Source organism: Streptomyces sp. NPDC025618 (genome assembly GCF_055558795.1).
This window is the reverse complement of record NZ_JBVHLW010000047.1, coordinates 1-19,866: the sequence shown is the minus strand read 5'-3', so window position 1 is coordinate 19,866 and position 19,866 is coordinate 1. Positions and strand designations below refer to the sequence as shown.

Sequence of the window (19,866 nt, the reverse complement as noted above, 5' to 3'; positions counted from 1 at the left end):
GGCAATTGGGCGCGACCTAGATCGATAGTGCACTCAATTCCAGGTTCATATACGCGGAGTCCCAGCTTCTACGATATCGGGCGATGCCGGGGTTCAGTCGCAGAACTGGCGCTCAGCATCGACGAGCCGAACGGTGAGCGAGGCGTTCCGGCCGAGGAGGTCGACAACCTTGATCAGGTCATCAAGGACAGGCGCGCGAACTGCACACCTTAGCGCTGGGCATCAAGGCCGGCGAGTTTGAACCCCTGATGTGGCGGCAGGAACCTCCAAGATCCCCTGGAATTCACCATGCTGGGTGAGGGAATTCCACAGGGCATCGTGCCGGCGACCTTCACCGTGGCATTACGACACGAGCTTGTTCGGCATACAACCGCTGATACTCGAAAGAGTGCGACGGATACGGCGGCGGGGTCCGGCAGAGGGACCGGAGGCCGCCGAGAGCACCATCACCGCACTGACGGCCAGCAGCCTTCCGCGCTTGTCCTGCTGGCGTGCCCCCATCCGTGATGCTGTCATAGGGGGTGGTCACACCGCGGCTGGGGTGTGACCCGTGGGGCCGCTCACAGCTCACAGTCTCACAAGTCACGCTGTCTCCCAGGGGAAACGGGTTGTGAGCCTCACAGCTCACAACCCCGCACTCTGCTGTCCGAGCCGCTGGGGTGAGCTTTCACCGCACCCCGCAACGATGTCCGCCTCATCGCGGACCGCCTTCGGAGGACGGGCGGGAGCACCTGCCTGTGCTACCTCCACAACAGGCGGATCCGCTCCGGCTGCCCCACCGTCACAAGCAGTCTCCGCCGCACTCTCAGATCACGGGCCTACACGGCCTTCCGTATTGGTCCCGGTCGGATCCCTATGGCCATGAGGACGGTTACGGGCCCATCTGCGCAAGTCCGATGCCTGGTAAAGAAATTCCGCGCCCCGTTTTCCGGACGCGGCCGGAAATTCAGGGTCGTTGGCCCGCGCCCATCGGAGCGTGGTGAGAGTGATATCGGGGAGGAACTCCTGCTGAGCTTGACGCAAACCGACCATGTCGTCAGCCATTTCTTCTATGGAGGTCGGGCTCCCCTCATCTGTGGCCTCTGCCGCATGCGCGGGTACGGTCGTGGAGTTTTCGTCGGCGGGCGGCACCGATGCGGCTAGGGATGTGAGAGTTACGGCTGAGACCGCTATGACGGGCGCGTCCGTATCGTTCACCGGTTCCGTTGTGGAAGCGGCTCCGCCAGGCGGTGTGGCAGGGGTGCCGGCCAGCACAGGCCGGGTTTTCTTGAGGGGCACGGCTGGGGTCTGGGTACTGGTGGCGCCGATGGCCCAGGCGTGGGCTTCGGCGTGGGTCATGAAGAGGATCTGGGTTTCGTGGGCGATGCCGCCGAGGACGACTTGGGCGCGGCCGGCGTGGCGGGTGCTTTTGGGGGCGGGGTGGACTTCGGGGGCGAGCATGCGCCAGGCGTTCTGGGTATAGCGGGCCAGGATACGGGTGGCGAAGTTCTCGCGCATTTCGGGGCCGCCGAGGGCGCGGGCGGTGGCGGACTGAGCGACGAGCAGGACGTGCAGGCGTACTTGGCGGCCCATGAACAGGATTTCCGCGAGGGAGTCGATGGCCGGGGAGGTTTTGGGATCCGCTCTTTCCCGGATCTTTTCCCAGTAGCGGGCGAGCTGTTTCATGGTGGCGTTGACCTCTTCGAGGAGAATGCCAAGCCTGGGGCCGACCTGGGAGTGGTCCGCGTCGTCGCCCAGTTGGTCGGCCAGGTGGATGCGGCGGCGGCCCTCCGCACCGAGGTGGATCAGGGCGTAGTGGATCTCGGAGATGTCCCGGCAGTACGTCACGCCGGGCACTCCGCGGGCCCAGGGGTGCGATATCCGCTTGAAATCCAGGATGTAGGTGAGGGCTCCGTTGCGGATCAGCTGGGCTGCGATGGTGCGCAGGATGACGGACTTGCCGCCGCCGGTGCCCGCGGCCACGAGGACGTGCGGGGAGTCGTCGTCGAGGTTGACCGCTACGGTTCTGTTGCCGCTGCCCAGGCCGATCAGCGGTGCGGGCTCAGGGGCGCGGCGCACGAGTTCGCGTACGTGCGGGTCTTTGAAGAGGAGCTTGTCCGGTGGTCGCTGGGCCTTTTTGACGAGGACGTACGGGGCTTTGCCCGCGTATCTCCAGGAGAAGGAGACGCCTTCCAGGGCGAGCTTCTTGACGATCAGCTCGGCCACGGCTGTCTCGTTGAACTTGAGGTTCACGGGGAGGTCGATGCGGATCCTGGCGTCGTCGTCGGAGAAGTTCAGCGGGATGTGCAGGTACCGGCGGGGATCGCTTTGCTCGGGTATGCCCAGCGGGCCCGCGAGAGCCAGGTGCAGGGGCCTCACCCACTCACGCATCAGTTCACGTCGTTCCGTGCTCCACACGGCGTATGCGATGCCGCCGGCCGCGGCCGCGCCCGCCGCGGCGGTGCCGCCGTACTCCAGGGCCTGGAGGGTGTGCTGCGGGTCCTGCCAGTAGCTGTAGCTGCCGCCACCGGTCAGGCCGAGGGTGATCAGGCGGGCTGCGAGGCGCTGCCAGCCCGGCCAGTAGGCCGACCTTGAGACGCTGACCTCGGTCTCGGGCAGGACATGGCTGCCGGACGTGAGGAAAGTGGCGTCGGTCCGGCGGATCCCGTCCATGTCGCGTCCGGCCAGGAATCGGCCCAGTCCCAGGCCCAGGGCTTCGGCCAACTCCTCGACCCGCTTGTCGATGTGGCCTCTCGTCATCGCGCGCTTCTCCTCTGCTTCGCACGCCAGCCACCGGGTGCCCTTCGCCCGGTGACGGCGGTGTCGGCCCAGGCCCGTACGGCGCGCGCCCTGCCCGTCTCCCCCACGAGGTCCAGCACGCGCAGGACCTCCGCGTACAGCGCTCCAGCTGCGGTCGGGTCGGTACCGGCCAGGCGGCTCCACACCGCGTGGGCGTTGCGGGCGCAGCGAGTGGTGTCTTCCGGCGGGAGGGCTTGGGCTTTGTGGCGGTGCTCGGCGGTGCGGAGCAGGAGTTTGAGGGTGTCGCGCGTGTCGGGCTGTCGTCGCAGGGTCAGCCAGGTGCGCAGCGTGAGGATGTTGAGGGTGTGCGGGTGGCGGGGGCCGTGCTCTTGTGTCAGTGCGGTTTCGAGGGTTGCTGCGGTGGTGATGGCGGTGTCGAGGTCGTCTGCCCTCATGGCGGTGAGCAGGTGCTCGTAGTGCGGCTGGTGGAGTACGGGGAGTGGTGCCTGCCAGTCGGTGGCTGTGCGGGGTGGGGTGGGGTGCGGGGTGTTGAGGGCGGTGACGGTGCCGTCGGTGTCGACGAGGAGGGGCCAGATGGTTCCGTCGGGTTCTTTGGCGTTGACGCGGACGGTGCGGTCGCAGAGGGCTGCTTTGATGCGGATTTCGGCGAGGGCGGCGACGCGCGGCTCCTGGCCCGGTTCTGCGTGGACCGGTTCTCCGTCGAGGGTGGTGTTGCCGGATGCCGTGACGGTGATGGTGTAGAGGGGGGTGGGCGGTACCTGGTCGGGGTCGGTGGAAGGCATGGTGCTCTTCTTTCTTCGTCATCCGCCGTTCGGGAAGTACGGAGGGCTCCAGCCCAGGTATGTGGCGCCCCACTTCGTTTCGATGTCTGTTGCGGGCACGATGCTGATGCGGCCTGGGGTTTCGATGTCGTTCGAGGCTATTTTTCCGTCGCCGATGTAGAGTGCGACGTGCCCGGCTCGGCTGCTTGTGGTCCAGAACATGAGGGCTCCGGCCGGGGGGTTGCGGTCTTTGTCGTGCCGCATGTCTTTGGGCATCACGTCCAGGTAGTGGTCCTGGGCGTAGGTGGTCCCGGAGGAGGTCCAGCCGTACGTGGTGGCGACGAAGGCCAGGCACATGCGGTACCACTGGTCGCTGCCGCCGGAGGCTTGCTGCCGTGCCCACCGGATGGCGTCCTGGGTGGACCGTCGGTTCTTGACGTTACCGGGCCAGGATGCCTGGCCGTCATGGAATGCCTGGCCGGGCTCGCCCGGGCTGCTGTCCGTACAGGTGGCGGGAGTTGCCCCGTGAGCGCCGTGCTGTCCTGTTGAGGGGATGGACGAGGCGTCGTCGCGGGGGCGGCCGCTGTCGCCTCTGGCGGGGCGGTCGAGGTTGATGCCCGCTTCCTCGGCGATGTTGCGCGCTTCGGTCTCCTGGCCCGCGTAGGCGTCGGCGAAGGCGCTGCGCTGGACGGCTTGTGCCGCGTCGTTGAGCGTCTTGTTCTCCCAGCCCTTGATGCCGGTGAGGCCGGGCGGGTCTCCGGTGTCACCGCCGAAGAAGAACATGGTGGCGGCGTGGGTGACGTCCTTGATCTGTTCTTTGGTGCCCCAGCCGGATGAGGGGCGCTGCTGGAAGACGCCCAGGCTGTCCTGGTCTCCGTGGTCGAGGTTCAGCAGCGATGATTCGGCGAGGCCGGTCATCAGGGCGATGAGCGTGGCGCGTCCGGGGAGGCCGCCTTCCGTCGCGACGCGGTCGATGGTCTTGGCGTTGGCCAGTTGCTGGGCGTGGTCGCTGCCGGTCGCTGCGCCGCCGGTGGTGTCGTACTCGGTGTCGGGCCGGCCGGGCTTCCCGCATCCGGATGCGGCGTGGGCCTTCGTTCCGGACATCCCGGCGACCAGGCCGATGGCGATCAGGCCGAACAGGCCGAGGACGGCGACGGGGACGATGATTTTGATCAGCAGTGCGCGCCCTGCCGCTCCTGCGGCCATGTCCATGGCCTGGCGTCCGTCCACGGGCTCACACCCCCAGGACTCGGGCGACGCGCCAGGTGTTGTCGCTGCTGCGCGTCGCCTCGGTCTGCAGGACGTATGTCTGCTGGTACTTTTTGTAGCCGTCGATGGCGGCTTCGACGGTCACGGTCCGCCATGCCCTGAGCGGGGTGTCGATGGGCATGCCGTGTTCGGTGTTCTTGACCATGACTGAAGTGACCTTGGAGATGCCTCCGTTGGAGATCAGTTCGTTCCAGGCCCGGTCGGGGGTCATGACCAGGTTCCGGACCAGGGCGTCCGTCATCCACGGGGCCGCCCGGCGGATCACTGTCTCGTGGGTCTTGTCCGCGGGCGGGTTCATCGTGAGGTAGGCGCGGGCGAACCCTTCGGTGGCTTTCTCCGGGCTGCTGAGCTCGGTAACAGCTGACGGCTCGGGTGGCTGCGGCACTATCGTCGTGCCCGGGGTCCTGTGAGGTCCGGCCGGTTCGGGGCCGGCGGGCGTGCCCGAGGCTGTGGCGGGTTCCGTGGGCTGCTCGTCCTGGTGGAGGAACCAACGTGCGGAGGCCCAGCCGATGACCAGGATCACGACGAGTAGGAGCACGGCCCCACCCGCGGTCATCGGCTCGCGACGGCGTTCCTCCTCCAGCACCCGCTGGAGCTCGGTCCGCTCGCGCTGCCGGTATTGCTTGCGGGCGCGGCGGCGCTCGCCGCGTCTGCCCTTCTGTGTCGCCTCAGGGTAGTCGTAGCCGGTCTTGAGCATCTCCCGCCACTCCAGCGGGGATTTCACCTTGCTGTCGTCGTCCTTGCTCACCTGCCCCCGCCCCCGTTCCGGGGGCCAGGCATGGACGTGCGACGGCGGCGCCGTGCAAGCTCGGGGCGTGCGGGGTTCGGGCCGGTGGGTCCGCCCGGACGGGCCGGGGTGCTGCGGATGACCTCACCCCGGATCACACGCGGCGCGGTGGCGCCGGTGCGCGGCAGGCGCTGGAAGCCGAAGGCGGGCGGGGCGTCGGCCTCGGGCCGCAGTGTCGGCGAGGGGCGTCCGGCGGATGCCTCGGCCGGAGCGGGCTGGGCCGGTGGGATGGTGTTCGGGCCTGCGGGCAAGGCCGGGCGCGGCCGGGCCGGGGCGGGTTCGATGGCACGGCGCCGCGGTGCTGGGGTGCCTGTTCCGGGGCCGTCCGCGACGCTGCGGCCGCGTACGGGCGCGCTCGCCGGGGGCAGTTCCGGCCTGCTCGCCGCCGGGCTCACCTCGCGTCCGCCGCTGCCGGGAGGCAACGGAGCGCGTGCTCCTTGCGCGGAGGGCGGAGGAGGCAGGGGCCTGCGGGGCATCCCCGATCCGGCGATTCCGCGACCGCCCCCTCCCCTACCGCTGCCAGGGAAAGGAGCGTAAGAGACACGGCCGGGGCCGGAATCAGGGCCGGCCTCGTCGGCGGCCGGCCATCTCAACGGCGGCCTCGAAGGGATGCGGCGGCCGAGGCGGCGGGCTCCGTGCCATATCTTCCCGGCACCCCTCATCGCGCCGCGCGCGGTGAGCAAACCGCCGATGGCGGCTCCGGGCCCCATGGCCCTGGAGACACTGACGATCGACTCCATCAGCTTGCGCATCCTGAAAGCGGCGATGACGGAGCAGATGCTCAGCCCTGCCCCGGCGAAGTACCCGTACTCACCGAGCGTGCCGGTCGTGACGCTCGTCATGATCATCGCGGAGCCCAGCACCATGGTGCTGATGAAGCTCTGCAGAGCGAAGCCCAGCAGGAGGTCGAACCACTTGGTGCCCCACTGCCGGGGGCGTCCGGGGATCACCCACAGGCAGGCGAAGAACACCCCGCAGACCAGCAGCATCAGCGCACCGAGCAGACTGGCCAGGGACGCGAAGGCCAGCATGATCGCCAGTGCCGCGAACAGGGTCACACCGAGCAGGGCGGCGAACGTCACCATCATCCGGCCCAGAGGCCGGTGCCCTTCCCGCCACTTCAGCGTGTCCTGACCGCCGTCGGGGTTGCCGTTGACGTTGTGGCTCAGCCATGCCTTGCGCGTGCTCGTGCTCGGTCCTTGGTCGAGCAGTTCCTTCCCGTACTCCTTGCACGCACCCTTGCTGCCGAACTCGGCGATGCACCAGGGCGTGGCGACGTAGGTGCGCCAGACCGCGTCAGCGCTCTTGCGCAGCATCGTGTCGCGTTCGTCCTTGGTGTACTGGACTTCGTGGCCGAGCGCGATCGGCTCCTGCGTACCCTTGCCGAGTCCGGCGTCAGTGGCCTTGAACGCGACCGTAGTTCCGATGGTGCGGGTGGAATCGAGAGCGCTCACCCAGGTATTGGGTGCGGTCAGCAGGGAGACAGCCAGGACTCCGGAGGCGAAGACCCAGCCGAGCTGCCCCAGCGAGGACCCGGACTTTCGGTGACTCCCCCAGGCGACGAGTGCGCCGACGACCAGGGCTGAAGGCAGGAGCGTTTCGGTGACTGTTCCGGCCGAGCCGGATATCGCCGTGGTCATGGCCTTCTCTATGCCGGGCAGGGAGGTCATCTTGAATGCCCACTGGACACAGACCACTGCCGCACGGCCAACGGTCACGGTCAGGCTCATGAAGATGTCGGCGAAGACCTCCACGAAGTCATCTGTGTCCAACATGCCGTATTCGGTGTCGAGGTCGTAGAGGTCGTCGTTGTTGTAGGTCTCGAAGAAGGTGCCCGCCTCCTTTCCCCCGGGTATGGGGATGTCCGGGGACGGCAGGAGGCCGCCGACGCCCGTTACCTCGAAGGTCTTGTGCTCCTTGCGCGGGCTGTCCGCCGCGTTGGCCACCGATCCGCACAGCATGAGCGTGGCGAGCACTCCCAGCAGTGGAACGGCCAGGTTCCGCAGTCGTGGCAGCCGCCATGTAAAAGGCCTCACTTGGTCTTCCCCAGGGCGGACCTGACCGGGTCACCGTGCGCGATGTCCGAGTCGAACACGGTCTCGCGTTGGTCGACCTGCCAGGAGTTGCCGTTCTTGACGAGTCGTACGGCGTACCGGTAGGTCGTTGAAGTTTTCGGCCCCACGGCGGTGAACATCACCATGACGCCGGTGCCGACCTGGTGTTCGCTGTTGCCAGGCACGTCCACAAACGATGGCTCCGCGGTCACCGGGCCGGCTGAGGCCGCGCTATCGGACGGTGCCGTGTCCGTGTTCTCCGGTTCGGGTGATCCGGTCGACGGTGCGGTGTCGTGGTGAGGGCTGTAAGCAGCCACGCATTCCTGGACCGTGCGCCCGAAGCGGTACTGAGAGGTTTCCATCTGGCAGGAGCGCGTCCAGTCGTGGTTCATCAGGGCCTGCTGGTACGCGACGGCGACCGCCATCATGGCCTTCGGCTCATCGGCCAAGGGCTTGGCACTGTCGTCGTGCACGCTGTCCTCGGACGAGCATCCGGCGACGGCCAGCAGGACAGCCGTCGCGGCGGCGGTCAAGGTGCGCTTCATGCTGCCTCTTCCTCGGGTTGTTCGGTCAGGTCCACGCTGTCTCCGTCGTCCGAGACGGGAGTCGTGCTCAGCAGCCGCATCAGCTCCATGGACGGGATGTCCCACTGCACGGTCGCGCTGTTGAACCGGCGGTCGCGCATGATGCAGTGGCCGTGGCGGATCTCCTGGGTGCTGTCGACGCCGATGGCCTGGATCAGAGCGCGCGTGTGAGGACCTTGGGGGAGGTCGAGAAGGGCCGCGAGTGCGTCCTGCTGTTCCGCGGAGGTCAGCTGGAATCCGAAGACAGTTGTGAGCTGTTCGAGCAAGCCGGTCAGTCCGGCCAGTGACTCGGGGTCCTGGGTGTCCACGACCAGGGCCGTCCGCAAGGCGCGGCCGACCCGAGCCACGTACTGCAGGAAGGAAGCGCCCTCGCGGGTGGCGGTCAGGACGTGCACCTCGGGTACAGCAAGTATCTTCCGCAGGCCACGCAGGTCTTTTCGGCCCGCCATGCTGATCCCGTACGCCAGGAGCGAGTGGACCAGCGCCACGCTCAGCCGCTGGTGTACGGACCAGTCCTCACGCTCGTCGTCGGGGGACGGCAGCGTGATGCCGGGGACCTGGACGACCCACAGCCCGGGCTCCGGGGACAACAGGGCACCGCCTGCGGGCTTGCCCATGAAGGGGGCTCCCAGCGCCGTCCGGGACAGCTCCAGCAGGGCGTCACCGGCCTCGCGAGCGAGCGCGTCCCGCGACTGCCGCAGGTGCTCGATCACCTTCCAGGTACGCGGGTCGCCGGCGGCGATCACCTCGTTGACCGCCAGCTGAATCGGTGTCTCCGCACCGCGCATCCGCAGGTGCTGCGGCAGGGCGATGCCCAGCTGAGCGGGTACCTCCGTCTGCGCGCGCTCGGCGCCCTCGCCGGTCAGCAGCGTGAACAGGTCGGCGACCCCGGCGAACTGCGCCCCGGTCTCGATCAGTTGGGCGTTCAGGCCGTAGTGCCGGCCTGCGGAGACCAGGCCTCCCATGTCGCCCTTGAAATCCAGGGCGAGCACGAACGATCCGCGGAACGCGGCGTCCAGCAGCGACAGCATCATCGCGGTCGTCTTGCCTCTGCCGGACCGGCCGATGAACGCGGTCGTGGTCGCGTCCCCGCGGTCGGAGCCACCGGTGAGGTCGTTCCGGACGACACCGGGGGTCGTACCGGTGAGGAAGCCGATGATCGGGCCCTCGTCATCGCCCACGGACGCACCGCCCCAGAACCAGCTGCCCGCGAGCGCGCCGACGGTGCGGGTGTGCATCAGATCGGGAATGCGGACCCTGTCGCCGGGCTGTGACTCCAGCCACGCCTCGCGCTGTTCCTCCTCCAGGACACTGACCTCGATGCCCATGCCGCCGTAGTGCGTGATCACCGCGTCGACCCGCGCCCGCAGGTCCTCCAGCGAGGCGTCGCTGCTGACGACGAGCCGGGGGTGGTCCTCCAGGAGGGTGATGTCCTCCCGCTTCATGTCGCGCGAGAGGCTCTCCATCGTCTCCTCGGTCTCCTCAATCTCCTGGCCCGTCTCCCCCGCGGAGTGCTCCGAGGCGCTCTGTCGCTGCTCCTTGGCCAGGCGGCGCGCCTCGTCGATCTTCTTCAGCGCGTCCCGGCGGTGCATCACCGTGAACCGCACGGAGGGCTCGGGGTTGACAGGCAGGAACGTCACCTCCGGGTCGACGTCCTCCCCTTCCCACTCGGGTACGTAGGTGATCTCGGAGACGGCCCGCAGCCACTCCCCCGCCCCCGGCGACTCCATCTGCTCGGGGAAACCCGTCATCGCCAGCACCGCAGTCCAGGCCACGGCATCGCCCCGGCCGTCGAGCAGGCGCACGTGGTCGGGGTAGGGCAGGACGCGGCCGCGCACCAGCTGTGCGATCTTCGCCCCGCTGATCACCCCGTCCCCGTCGGGAGCGGGCAGTACCGTGCCGCGGTGCTGTTCACGGGCGATCGACCAGGCCAGCATCTCCACCGTGGCCGGCTGTGCCTTCCACGGCGTGGTCTCCAGCTGGCGCCCCAGCCGCCGGGCCAGCGCGTCCAGGTGCGCGAGCTCCCGCGCGGGCACGGCGGACGCGCCGATACCGAACGCGCTCTGCGCTCCGGCACGGCCGCGGGCGGTGGCCTGGCCGGAGCGTTCGGCGATCCGCACCCCCAGCAGCAGATGACGGGTCGACAGCCCCAGGTCCCGCAGCCGGCGTACCCGGGCACCGGCCCACGCCGGGAAGTCTCCCGCCGTGAACAGCCGGCCGGCCTCGGTGCGGTAGTCCTCCGCGTCCAGCGGCGACCAGACCACCTTCAAGTGGCAGTCGTACCCGGCCAGCAGCCGCGCCAGCGCCCCGGCCACCTGGTCGTGCTCGGCATCGCGCGCGCCCTCGCTCATCAGGTCCGTGTTGGAGCTGCCCAGGACGTACCACGCCTGGGCGTGCGTCTCCGTCACGATCAGCCCGTCCGCGAGGGCGACATAGCGCGGAGGCGGCGCCGAGCGGTCCCCCGCCACCCCGGCCAGCCTCGCCATTCCTTTCCACAGCCTCATGCCCGTCCTCCCTTTATGACTGCTTGGTGCAGCCGCGACGGCGGGCGCGATAAACGACGTCCGGCCCGTACAGGCGCGGACGGATATCGAACGTCACAGCCCGCCCGGCTGCCGTTTTCGGCTCGTCGCCTCCCAGCAGGCCCTCCGCACCGCCTATGCCGGGTAGTTCCGCCAGACGCCCGGCCTTCTCCCCCAGCCGGGCCCGCAGCGGAAGCCATTCGGCACGCTCCGCCGCACGCCGTCCGCCGTTGATGACCGGCCGGTGACCGACTGTCAGGTAGCGGGCCGTCAGGGCCCAGTGGGTGAGGTTCCGGCGGCGGTCGATCCGCTTGCTGCGCTGCGCACCGTAGTAGGCGATCAGAGCGGGCGGCACGAAGTAGAGGACGAAGAAGATCCTCGACGGCCACCCGAACACCAGGAACAGGACGCCGACCCACACCACGTAGATCACGCACCCGGTGACCAACAGACGGCGCGGAGGCCCCTCCCCCAGATCCACGCCGAGCAGTTCGTGCTGCCGGGTCTCCAGATCGAAATGCCGGGTGTAAGTGTGCCCGACCCTCATGTGCCGACAACCTTGGTCCAGACGTCCACCAGTACGGTCTTGGTGACGTCCGACGCGTACACGAATCCGGCGACCACGACACCGGCCATCAGGTGGCTGATGAGCCCGCCCCACTCGCGCTTCGCGTAGTGGCCGATCCCCCGGACGATCAAGATGATCAGGAAGATGTTCCCGGCGACGGTGATGACCCAGTCTTTGAGCTGCACCCCGCTGGTCAGCGCGGCCAGGGTCTGATTGCCCATCAGTGGTTCCCCTCAGGTAAATGCAGGCGGCCTCGGCTCATGCCGCGCCGCCCTGGATCTGCGCGACCTGCCAGCGCGCGGCGGACGCCGAGGACACGCGGGTCAGCTCGATGCGGTAGGTCTGCGTGATCTCAGCGCCGGAGAGGCCCCACACCACGATGGCCGTTCCCGTACGGGTGTCGCCGCTGCCCTTGTCCGCCGTCCAGCTCTGCAAGCCGACGAGCGTCAGTCCGGCGGGCAGGGGCGCGACGGACACGCCCGGCGCCGTGACGGTATCGGCGGTGCCGTTCACGTACGCGGCGACGAACCCCTCCACGACACCCCTGGTCGCGTCACTGAACGGCGCGTCGGCATCCGGTACGGCCTGCTCCGGCACCGACGGCGCGCTCCGGGGGATGCCCACGATGCCGGGCTGCCCGGTGACGACGACCCGTCCCCCGGTGGCGACCACCGGCACCTCGAGCCCGACCCACCGCTGCCCGGGCACCAGGGACTTGTCCTTCTTCTCCTTGGATTCCCCAGCGGGAGTGTTCACCAGAACGTCCACGTGGACACGTGCCCGCGTCGGGTCCTGCTGCGGTGTCACGGCCCCTGGCTGGGCGGCCAGTACGTCCTGATGTCCTTTGGCGTTCCAGCCCGCGGACGCGTCCGTTCCCGGGGGAAGGTCCTGTGCCAGCTCTCTCGCTCTCGCCTCCGGCGCGCCTTCGTCCCAGGTGAGGAATGTGCGCGCGTAGCGGGCGGCAACCGCCTGGGCCTCCTGTACGGGGTACGCCGGGGCGGTCTCCTCCTTCGCCGGTGGGGGTGACGGACTCCCCTGGGGCCAGAACCACGTCCGTACGCCGGTAACCACGGCGAGCCCCACCACCAGCCACAAGACAGCCCTGCCGAAGCGGGCCGCGAACTTCGCGCCGCCGCTCTCCTTCTCAACCGCCCACGGGACCCGACCAACATCCGGCGGCCGCGCGCGGCTGGGCCGAGGCAACGGCAATCCCTTTGGTATTGCCTCCTGTTGTAAGCGCTTGCCAGCGGTCACCCATGCCTGAGCACCTTCCGCCACCCGCGAAGTCCCGGACGATACGGCATCCGAAGTGCGGGCAGTCTGCTCCTCCCGGGGCGCGGGGAGGTTGAGAATCAGTCTGGCTATTTTTCCCATAGACGGCATCAGGCAGCGGCCTCCCACGCGCGGGCACGGAACTCAGGGCTCTCGGCGGGCGCGACAATCCGTGTGCCGGAACACGCCCTGGAATCGGAAGACTTCGCGTTGGAAGATCTTCCGGGTCCACCATTCCAACTCACGAATCAAGGGAATGCAAGCACCATTTCACCATGGGGATACGCGCGAACACGCACCGTATCTCGCCAGGCGAGCAAACGAGCCGGAGCGCACCCCCATTGCTCGGGTGACGAGAAGACGAGACTCCAATGAGCCGACAAGGGCTGCGAATTGGACAGCGAATATCCTGTGCGTGCACACAACACCCGCCACCCCGAGGAGAGTCACCTGTGCGCGCAATCGTCATGACGGAATTCGGCGGTCCGGAAGTCCTACGGCTCGCCGAAGCCCCGGACCCCGAACCCCGTCGCGGCCACCACCTCGTCCACGTGACACGCGCCGGCGTGAATTTCGCGGACCTCCACGCGAGGGACAACAGCTATCTCGCGGACGTGCCGCTGCCCTACATCCCCGGAAACGAGGTCGTCGGGACGATCGGCCCGGGTGGCCGCCGTATCGCCGGGCTGATCCGAGGCGGTGGCTACGCGCAGAAGGCACTGGTCCACACACGCGTCAGCTGGGACGTGCCCGACGACATCACCGACGACCAAGCTGTCGCCCTGGCCCTGCAAGGCAACTCCGCCTGGCACCTGCTGCACACGTCGCTACGGATCGTCAGCGGCGAGACCGTCGTCATCCCCGCCGCCGCCGGCGGGCTCGGCTCACTCGCCGTTCAGCTCGCCGCCCACGCCGGGGCGAAGGTCATCGCACTCGCCAGCACGGCGGACAAGCGCGACCTCGCCGTGAAACTGGGCGCATACGCGGCCGTCGACTCAACCTCGGAGGACCTGACCGAACGCATCGTGGAGGCGGCAGGTGGCCCGGTGCACGCCGCCATGGAGATGACCGGCGGCCGCACCTTCGACGCCACCCTCGCCGCCGTCGCCCCCCGCGGCCGACTGGCCGTATTCGGGTACGCCAGCGGTCACATCGCCACCGTGACCACCAGGGCGCTGATGGAGCGCTCCATCACGGTCGCCGGCTTCTGGCTCCCCCACCTCTACACAGACCGCAGCGCGCTCCCCGACTCGGTGGAAGCCCTGTTCACCGCGGTCCGCTCCGGTGCCCTGACACCGCTGCCCGGCACCACTTACCCACTGGAGGAAGCCGCCCGCGCCCACCATGACTTCGCCTCCCGCACCCACACCGGGAAAATCTCCCTCGACACCGCCCAGTCTCAGTAGTATCAGCAGCACCCTCCGTAACCGCCCTGAGCGACCTTCCTATTCGCGGCCGTTACGGACGGGGACGTCGTGCTACCGCGAGAGGAGCACGACTCTGCCACCGGGGAGGAACCACAAACCATGGTCACCAACGTCAGCGGAAGCAGTTCGGGCCACGCGGAGCGCGTCTTCCTCGTGCAACAGGCATTTGCCGAACTCGGCGGCTCCGACCACAGCCCCGCCGAGATAGCCGGGACTACCGGCCTCGACGACTCCGTCGTCAGCCGAATTCTGCAATCCGGCATCTACCAGGGCGTGTTCGACCGGGTCCGGCGCGGCCGGTACCGCCTGCGAGCCCAGGCCGCCGCACTGGCATTCACCGCCCTCGACCACCGACTCGACAACGACCTGGTCCACCAGACCCTGCGAGAACTGCGGGTGGCCACCGACGGCGGCATGGCCTTCCTCTACATGGTCGCGCCCTTCTCCGGCGCCGCACGACAGTGCGTGGACATGGCCGTCGGCGACAGCGACCTCGCCGAGCTCGGCATGACCCCACGCGATGTCCTGTCGGTCACCCGCTCACTGCGCACGGGAGCCTCGGGCCGTACGATCCTCGCCTACCTGCCCGAACAGCTCCAGCAGCGCGTCCTCGCCGAGCCCGTACCCGACGAAGCCGGACCCGGCGTCTACACCGACAACGACGCCCTGACCGCCTCACTGACCGACATCCAAGACCTCGGCTACGCCCTGGGACAACAGGAATGCATGGTCGGCTGGAACTCCGTCGCGGCACCCGTCATGTGGGACGGGATCATCATGGGCGCCGTACTCCTCCTCAAGCCGGCAGCCATCATGCCCACCGCGCCGGAACCGGTCGTCGAAGCAACGAAGGCCGCAGCCGCACTGCTCAGCCGCCACGGCGCCAGCCAACCAAACCCCCACTGAACCTGTAACAGGCTTCTCGCCGCACCCTAAACTGGCCCGGTCCGGACAAAGCGGTGTCCTCCCCACTTCGGTTGGGGAGGACACCGCGCCGGTTCAGGTGATCAGTTGGTGAAGCCGTCGGCGAGCCGACCGCCACGCTGCACCTCGGTGAGGAACGCGACCCAGGCTGCAGACGCCAGCACAAGGGCGGGGCCCGTCTTCCATTTGGAATCGCGGATGCCGACCTGACCTGTTAGGTCAGCGAGCTCGACACAGGCGTTACCCGAGCCACTGTAGGAGGACTTGAACCAGGCACCTTCAGATGCGACCAAAGTGGACGGAGTGGCATGAACACTATTCATTCCTGATCTCTCGCGATAGTTGTTGCAGAAACCCCGGGGTGTCCTCGGGCATCAGGGCCGACGCCTGGAGTGCCGAGAACTTCCGGGAGAACCGGCCGACCTCACGCGGCTTGTCCGACATGGAGACAGAGCCCCACGCGTTGTCCACCTGCACGGCCGTGGGCAGACCGTCCGGCAGATCGAGGATGGTGAAGTCGCTCGGAAACCGGTAGCCGAACGGCTTCGCGCGCCTGATCTGGACCGTGACGTGATCACTCTCTGAGAGTTTGATGATCTCGTCGTACTGCTCCAGCATCTCGTCGAGGTCGCCCATGAGGTAGCGGCGACGGCCGTCTACGGGGCGCGCACCCCGGCCGCCGCAAACGACCCGGCCCAGACCGCGGCGGCAGCCGAGCCCCGCAGTGCTCAGGACGCGGCGGAGATCCAGGCCATCACCGACGCCATGGTCAGGCTGCTGGTCGGCGTCCCGCTGCGGTCCGACGGACATCTGACGGCGAAGTCGCTGGCCGAGGAGGCCGGGCTGAGGCGCAATAAGCTCACCCACAAACACACGACGCTCAAGGATCTGTTCTATGCCCTGGTGAGAGCCCAGGACATCCGCCCAGTGGTCTCCAATCGCCTACAGCAGCGGAACCGTGAACTGGAAGACCAGCTCAAAAAGGTACGTGCGGAGCGCGACGCGCTGAAGGAACAAGCGAAGCAGTTCGCCAGGGTGGTCCACGTCCTAGAAGTGGAGAACCACCAGCTGAGGGAGTCAGCTGACAGCGATGGCATCGTGCGTGTTCTGCCTCAGCGCCGATGACCGGACGCCCGGCTCGAACAGGCGGCTGAGCAGATAAGTCCGTACGCGGTGGTGCACGACGGAGTCGTACGCGACTGAGTACGTTCACTGGTACGTCCCCCCCTTCCTCGAGGAGGGGGGACGGTCCGGCTCAGTGGTCGGCCTGGGCGAGGTGGAGGGCGAAGACGCCGAGGGCTTCTTTCTCAGGCGGGTAGATGTCGCGGATGGCGGCGGTGAGCTGGTCGTGGGTCATGTCCGGGCCGCCGATCGCGGCCGCGTCCTCGGCATCGAGCATGGCCTTGAAGGACTCGTACTCCTTCACCTCGGTGACGCGGCGGGTGAGGGTGTCGGCCCCGCAGCTGATCCGCAGGAGATTTTGCGGATCTTGGGATAGCCGACGCGGACCTCGATGGTCTTGGCACCACTGGCGATGAGGTCGAAGTAGGGCTTGCGGATGTTGAGGGTGTGCTCAGCGGGCGGCGGGGTGGTGTCGGCCATCATGGTCTCCTTCACGCTCCGGACGGTGCTGCTGCGGACAGGGCGGGGCGGGCAGCCGCATTCACGGCGGCGAGCCGTTCGCGCAGGCCCTCGACGGCCGCCTGGCGGGGTTAGCGGCGGGTCAGGAAGGTGGTGAGGTCCCCGGCCCGGTGGCGGACAGAGTCGACGACCCGGGCGGAGTCCAGGGACTGATGCCCGAGGGCCACGGCGTCGTCCGGGTCGCCGAGCTGGGCATGGGCGAGCGCGAGGTCGATGCGGGCGATGGCCTCCCGGCTCGGCGAGCGGGATGCCGCGGGGGCCGCCTCATAAGTCGCGAGCGCGTGTTCGGCGTGCTGGCGGGCCTGTTCGGCCTGGCCGAGCCAGATGAACGAGGTCGCCGGATACGAGGTGAGTGCGTAGTCCGCGAGCGGCAGGACGTCCATGCCGAAGCGGCGGGGCGAGCGGGGCGGCAGGACCCGATAGGCGTCCTCGGCGGCGTGGAAGGCGGTGGTGAAGCCTTCGGCGTCGCCGTCGGCAGCGGCAGCGCGGGCGGCCTGGGCATGCAGCCGCACGGTCAGCGGATGCCCGGCCGGCGCCTCAAGGAGGCCCTTGAGAGCGGCTTCACGGGCTTTGGCGGGTCGTTGTTCATAGAGATTGATGGAGGCGGCGGCGTCCATGGCCCACGCGCACAGCTGGCCGTGTCCGGCCTGCTGGCCCTGGGCGAACGCGTCGGTGGCGAACGCCAGGCCGGTGGCTGCGTTCCCGAGGTCGTGGGCCAGCCATGCTAAGAGTTCGGACAGCCATCCGGCGAACGCCCGCAGGTCGCGTTCCTGACGGTGGGTGTGGTCGTCCTTCAGGAAGCGGTCGACTTTGCGGCGGTAGTCCAGGACGGCGTCGAAGACGGCCTTGGGCGGCTTGAGGGAGTACGCGCGGTTGAACTCGGTGACCGCGAGGTCGAGGTGGTCGAGGGTGCCGGAGCCGAGTGAAGTCGCCTCGGCCTGCCGGGTGAACTCCATGGCCTCGGCAGCAGCCTGTTCCAGGATCTGGGCTGCGGCCGCCGGGGCTGCCAGGGCCAGTCCGGCGAGCTTCACCGCGTCGCGACGTTTCGTCTCTCCCACCTCCACCGTGTCGGCGGGGCTGGTTCCCTTGGCACTTGCCTGCCCTGCGGGGAGTGTCGCACCCGGCGCGGTTCCGTTCCAAAGTGGATCAGCGGGGGCGGGTGAGTAGTCGCGGGCAAAGCCCAACAGGACGGGTTTGGCGGCGAACAGACGGCACAGCAGGTCCTGGTAGTCGGGGCTGGGCAGGACGCCGGCTTCCCAGTCCTTCCAGGAGCGTTCGGACAGCCCGACCTTGGGCAGGCCATCGTCGGTGACGAACTGGTGGGCGGCGGCGACGGCCTGGACGACGGTCCAGCCCATGGCCAGGCGGCGGCACTTGAGGGGCCGGTGGCCGCAGTGGGCCTCGATGTCGGCGGCGATCATCGCGACCACGAGGGCTGGCACGGGGTCGGGGGATCCGGCCCGGCCCAGGGCCTGCTCGCGCACGGCCCGGCCGCAGGAGACGTCGTGGACCGGCCTTGATCGCTTCGCCGTCTCGGCTCTCACGGGAACCCTCCCCAGGGGGCGCACGCTGGCGGCGCCGGTTGCGCCGCTGGTGCTGACGAAGATTGCTTGCCTGCCCCGAACAGTGGTCAAACCTCTGTTCCAGGGCGGCCTGTCCGCCCCTCAAGGGCGGCGGCGCCGCCCTTGAGGGGCGGGGACCTCTCACTACCTGCACCGACGCGACGGGACAACTCTGATGGCGGCGCCGCGTCCGGCCGACGGGACCCGTCACCACAGCTGGCTCCTGCCGGTGATCGCAGGGCATCCGGCCGGACGCGTCGCGCCTTCCACCCCTGTCCGCACCGCCCCTGGGCCTGCCCAGGGGCGGCAGATCGAGAGGGAACCCATGGACGACGAAGCGCGGCCGGACCGTGCCCTGGCGGGGCAGGTTGCCCAGCTGGACCGGCTGGACCGGCAGCTGGCCCGAGCGCGAGACCGCCAGGACCCGGCATATCCGCTGGACACCGAAGGCCTCGGCATGGGCGGAGACGAAGTCCCAGCGGCGGTTCTTCACTTCATCTCCTTCGCGAAACAGGCCGCCGCCCGGCGCAGGATCTCCCGCTCGTGCTCCCACTCCTTCTCCGCCTTGCGCAGCCGGCCGTTCTCCGCACGCAGCCGGGTCAGCTCCTCGTCCCGGCTCTCCCCGGTCTGGTCACCGCGGCTGTGGTCACGGCCGGCCTGTTCGTCAGCCTGGCGCACCCAGCTCCGCAGCGTCTCGCCGGTCACCCCGACATCCGCCGCCACCGCCGCATACGTGCGCTTCCCACCCGCCGCGCGGTACAGCGCGACGGCATCGTTCCTGAACTCCGCCGGATACGGAGACCTACGTCCCACCAGGACACCCTTCCTCGGACCCACAAGATCCATTGCCAGACTGTCCACACCACCGGGGGCACCTCAGAGCCTCACTCCAAACCGACCTGGCCAACGCCCTCGAACGTAACAAACGCCTCTCCGCACGCGTCCGCCAGCTGGAAAAACGCCTCTCCCACACCCTCGGCGAGACCGTCTGGCGTGAATCCGGTCTCGGGGCACCCGCCGACATCGACCAGCTCCAGCGACGCATCACGATGCTGGAACAGCACCTCGCCGACAAGCAGGGCGAGCTTGACGAGCGGACCGATGAACTGCAAGCCGCCCGGGCCGCCAACCGTGAACTGACCCGGTCTCTCAACCACCGACCTTGACGACAAGGACCTCAAAAACCGGAAGACCGGTTGATGCAGTCCCGGGGCGGTGTCCCGCGGATGTCATCCAGCGGAGCGGGTGTCCAGCAGGTCTTCGACCACTGGTGGTGTTCCACCCGGAAGTGCGTAACGCGAGGTCACCTCCGAGTGCCACTGCTGGGATCCGGCGATCCAGTCACGCAGTCCCCGCACATTGCGCTCGATGATCTCCCGCAGGCTTGCGTCGGCATCGGTACTCCACATGAACAGGCGGGTTTCCGCTGCCAGGAAATCGTCGATGCGAGCGGTGATGCATTCGCGGGCAGCAGCGAAGGCGTGCTGTGAGCTGATATACCGCTCGTGGGCGAGCACGAGAATGATATTGGTCGTGATGCCGCAGGCGGTCTCTTTCTCCACGGAGTGCAAATCATTCGTCCAGCAGACGATGTCCACGGCGGCCATGAGTATCCGCTGATAGGCGGAGGCGGTGTACACCGTCTCGGGAAGTTCCATCTCACTGAGCGTTTGGTCCGTTGATTCGTGTTTGGTCCTGGGGTTTAGGCTCCGCGCCAGTTCAGGGTGGTTTCGCCGGTGAGGCGGCGGGTCATGAG

General features: G+C 68.4%; 20 protein-coding genes and 1 pseudogene. 3 read left to right on the top strand and 18 right to left on the bottom strand.

From position 1 onward, the window contains the following. Positions 1-810: 810 nt before the first annotated feature. From ACZ4A5_RS27495 to ACZ4A5_RS27450, 10 genes are read right to left on the bottom strand one after another with little or no spacing between them, the layout of a single operon-like run. Complete coding sequence (locus tag ACZ4A5_RS27495; RefSeq protein ID WP_467589821.1) at positions 811-2,703, bottom strand: pRL2-11; 1,893 nt, start codon at positions 2,701-2,703, stop codon at positions 811-813. A gap of 32 nt (positions 2,704-2,735) precedes the next feature. Then, positions 2,736-3,521, bottom strand: coding sequence for a hypothetical protein (locus tag ACZ4A5_RS27490; protein ID WP_467589818.1), 786 nt, complete (start codon positions 3,519-3,521; stop codon positions 2,736-2,738). Positions 3,522-3,539: 18 nt separating this feature from the next. Continuing rightward, positions 3,540-4,730, bottom strand: coding sequence for an NlpC/P60 family protein (locus ACZ4A5_RS27485; protein ID WP_467589815.1), 1,191 nt, complete (start codon positions 4,728-4,730; stop codon positions 3,540-3,542). Between the two features lie 4 nt (positions 4,731-4,734). Continuing rightward, a complete protein-coding gene (locus ACZ4A5_RS27480; protein ID WP_467589812.1) occupies positions 4,735-5,517 on the bottom strand; it encodes a hypothetical protein in 783 nt (260 codons plus the stop codon). Further along, positions 5,514-7,532 carry a hypothetical protein gene (locus ACZ4A5_RS27475; RefSeq protein ID WP_467589809.1) on the bottom strand — a complete coding sequence of 673 codons (2,019 nt, stop codon included), beginning with the start codon at positions 7,530-7,532 and terminating at the stop codon, positions 5,514-5,516. The genes ACZ4A5_RS27480 and ACZ4A5_RS27475 overlap by 4 nt, the downstream gene beginning before the upstream one ends. Before the next feature lie 56 nt (positions 7,533-7,588). After that, complete coding sequence (locus ACZ4A5_RS27470; protein WP_467589806.1) at positions 7,589-8,155, bottom strand: hypothetical protein; 567 nt, start codon at positions 8,153-8,155, stop codon at positions 7,589-7,591. Next, positions 8,152-10,698: an ATP-binding protein gene (locus ACZ4A5_RS27465; protein ID WP_467589804.1), complete on the bottom strand. Its 2,547-nt coding sequence runs from the start codon at positions 10,696-10,698 to the stop codon at positions 8,152-8,154. The genes ACZ4A5_RS27470 and ACZ4A5_RS27465 overlap by 4 nt, the downstream gene beginning before the upstream one ends. 13 nt (positions 10,699-10,711) lie before the next feature. Next, positions 10,712-11,263 (bottom strand): hypothetical protein, encoded by a 552-nt coding sequence (locus ACZ4A5_RS27460; protein ID WP_467589801.1) that lies wholly within the window; start codon positions 11,261-11,263, stop codon positions 10,712-10,714. Further along, complete coding sequence (locus ACZ4A5_RS27455; RefSeq protein WP_467589798.1) at positions 11,260-11,505, bottom strand: hypothetical protein; 246 nt, start codon at positions 11,503-11,505, stop codon at positions 11,260-11,262. The genes ACZ4A5_RS27460 and ACZ4A5_RS27455 overlap by 4 nt, the downstream gene beginning before the upstream one ends. Positions 11,506-11,542: 37 nt before the next feature. Further along, positions 11,543-12,040, bottom strand: coding sequence for a hypothetical protein (locus ACZ4A5_RS27450; protein WP_467589795.1), 498 nt, complete (start codon positions 12,038-12,040; stop codon positions 11,543-11,545). Positions 12,041-13,008: 968 nt separating this feature from the next. Between ACZ4A5_RS27450 and ACZ4A5_RS27445 the strand changes: the two genes are divergently transcribed. Both ACZ4A5_RS27445 and ACZ4A5_RS27440 read left to right on the top strand, forming a co-directional pair. Next, a complete protein-coding gene (locus tag ACZ4A5_RS27445; RefSeq protein WP_467589792.1) occupies positions 13,009-13,962 on the top strand; it encodes a quinone oxidoreductase family protein in 954 nt (317 codons plus the stop codon). Positions 13,963-14,082: 120 nt separating this feature from the next. Beyond that, positions 14,083-14,889: an IclR family transcriptional regulator domain-containing protein gene (locus tag ACZ4A5_RS27440; protein ID WP_467589789.1), complete on the top strand. Its 807-nt coding sequence runs from the start codon at positions 14,083-14,085 to the stop codon at positions 14,887-14,889. Positions 14,890-14,990: 101 nt separating this feature from the next. Here the strand turns inward: ACZ4A5_RS27440 and ACZ4A5_RS27435 are convergent, their stop codons facing one another. Together ACZ4A5_RS27435 and ACZ4A5_RS27430 are read right to left on the bottom strand one after the other, a co-directional pair. Next, positions 14,991-15,230, bottom strand: a complete 240-nt coding sequence (locus tag ACZ4A5_RS27435) for a DUF397 domain-containing protein (RefSeq protein WP_467589786.1) — start codon at positions 15,228-15,230, stop codon at positions 14,991-14,993. Next, positions 15,223-15,543 (bottom strand): Scr1 family TA system antitoxin-like transcriptional regulator, encoded by a 321-nt coding sequence (locus ACZ4A5_RS27430; protein ID WP_467589783.1) that lies wholly within the window; start codon positions 15,541-15,543, stop codon positions 15,223-15,225. The genes ACZ4A5_RS27435 and ACZ4A5_RS27430 overlap by 8 nt, the downstream gene beginning before the upstream one ends. A gap of 129 nt (positions 15,544-15,672) precedes the next feature. Here ACZ4A5_RS27430 and ACZ4A5_RS27425 point away from each other — a divergent pair, with 129 nt between their 5' ends. Then, positions 15,673-16,032: a hypothetical protein gene (locus tag ACZ4A5_RS27425; RefSeq protein ID WP_467589780.1), complete on the top strand. Its 360-nt coding sequence runs from the start codon at positions 15,673-15,675 to the stop codon at positions 16,030-16,032. Positions 16,033-16,162: 130 nt separating this feature from the next. Here ACZ4A5_RS27425 and ACZ4A5_RS27420 read toward each other — a convergent pair whose 3' ends face one another. The 6 genes and pseudogenes from ACZ4A5_RS27420 to ACZ4A5_RS27395 all read right to left on the bottom strand — a co-directional run bounded on the left by ACZ4A5_RS27420 (position 16,163) and on the right by ACZ4A5_RS27395 (position 19,768). Further along, positions 16,163-16,333, bottom strand: a complete 171-nt coding sequence (locus ACZ4A5_RS27420) for a hypothetical protein (protein ID WP_467589777.1) — start codon at positions 16,331-16,333, stop codon at positions 16,163-16,165. Further along, positions 16,330-16,524: an ASCH domain-containing protein gene (locus ACZ4A5_RS27415; protein WP_467589774.1), complete on the bottom strand. Its 195-nt coding sequence runs from the start codon at positions 16,522-16,524 to the stop codon at positions 16,330-16,332. Before ACZ4A5_RS27415 ends, ACZ4A5_RS27420 begins: the two co-directional genes overlap by 4 nt. Positions 16,525-16,619: 95 nt before the next feature. Continuing rightward, a complete protein-coding gene (locus tag ACZ4A5_RS27410) occupies positions 16,620-18,092 on the bottom strand; it encodes a tetratricopeptide repeat protein (RefSeq protein WP_467589893.1) in 1,473 nt (490 codons plus the stop codon). A gap of 421 nt (positions 18,093-18,513) precedes the next feature. Continuing rightward, a pseudogene (locus ACZ4A5_RS27405) lies at positions 18,514-18,923 on the bottom strand (transposase); the annotation flags it as partial. Positions 18,924-18,994: 71 nt separating this feature from the next. Further along, entirely contained in the window at positions 18,995-19,267 is a 273-nt protein-coding gene (locus tag ACZ4A5_RS27400) for a hypothetical protein (protein ID WP_467589771.1), read from the bottom strand. Positions 19,268-19,339: 72 nt separating this feature from the next. Continuing rightward, positions 19,340-19,768, bottom strand: coding sequence for a terpene synthase family protein (locus ACZ4A5_RS27395; RefSeq protein WP_467589767.1), 429 nt, complete (start codon positions 19,766-19,768; stop codon positions 19,340-19,342). Positions 19,769-19,866 lie beyond the last annotated feature (98 nt).

What these genes read in the sequence shown, in the direction of transcription:
- ACZ4A5_RS27490 (WP_467589818.1), bottom strand. Translation starts at nt 3,521, where the DNA reads ATGCCTTCCACCGACCCCGACCAGGTACCGCCCACCCCCCTCTACACC.
- ACZ4A5_RS27470 (WP_467589806.1), bottom strand. Translation starts at nt 8,155, where the DNA reads ATGAAGCGCACCTTGACCGCCGCCGCGACGGCTGTCCTGCTGGCCGTC.
- ACZ4A5_RS27425 (WP_467589780.1), top strand. Translation starts at nt 15,673, where the DNA reads ATGGTCAGGCTGCTGGTCGGCGTCCCGCTGCGGTCCGACGGACATCTG.
- ACZ4A5_RS27440 (WP_467589789.1), top strand. Translation starts at nt 14,083, where the DNA reads ATGGTCACCAACGTCAGCGGAAGCAGTTCGGGCCACGCGGAGCGCGTC.
- ACZ4A5_RS27395 (WP_467589767.1), bottom strand. Translation starts at nt 19,768, where the DNA reads ATGGAACTTCCCGAGACGGTGTACACCGCCTCCGCCTATCAGCGGATA.
- ACZ4A5_RS27460 (WP_467589801.1), bottom strand. Translation starts at nt 11,263, where the DNA reads ATGAGGGTCGGGCACACTTACACCCGGCATTTCGATCTGGAGACCCGG.
- ACZ4A5_RS27430 (WP_467589783.1), bottom strand. Translation starts at nt 15,543, where the DNA reads ATGGGCGACCTCGACGAGATGCTGGAGCAGTACGACGAGATCATCAAA.
- ACZ4A5_RS27435 (WP_467589786.1), bottom strand. Translation starts at nt 15,230, where the DNA reads ATGAATAGTGTTCATGCCACTCCGTCCACTTTGGTCGCATCTGAAGGT.
- ACZ4A5_RS27465 (WP_467589804.1), bottom strand. Translation starts at nt 10,698, where the DNA reads ATGAGGCTGTGGAAAGGAATGGCGAGGCTGGCCGGGGTGGCGGGGGAC.
- ACZ4A5_RS27455 (WP_467589798.1), bottom strand. Translation starts at nt 11,505, where the DNA reads ATGGGCAATCAGACCCTGGCCGCGCTGACCAGCGGGGTGCAGCTCAAA.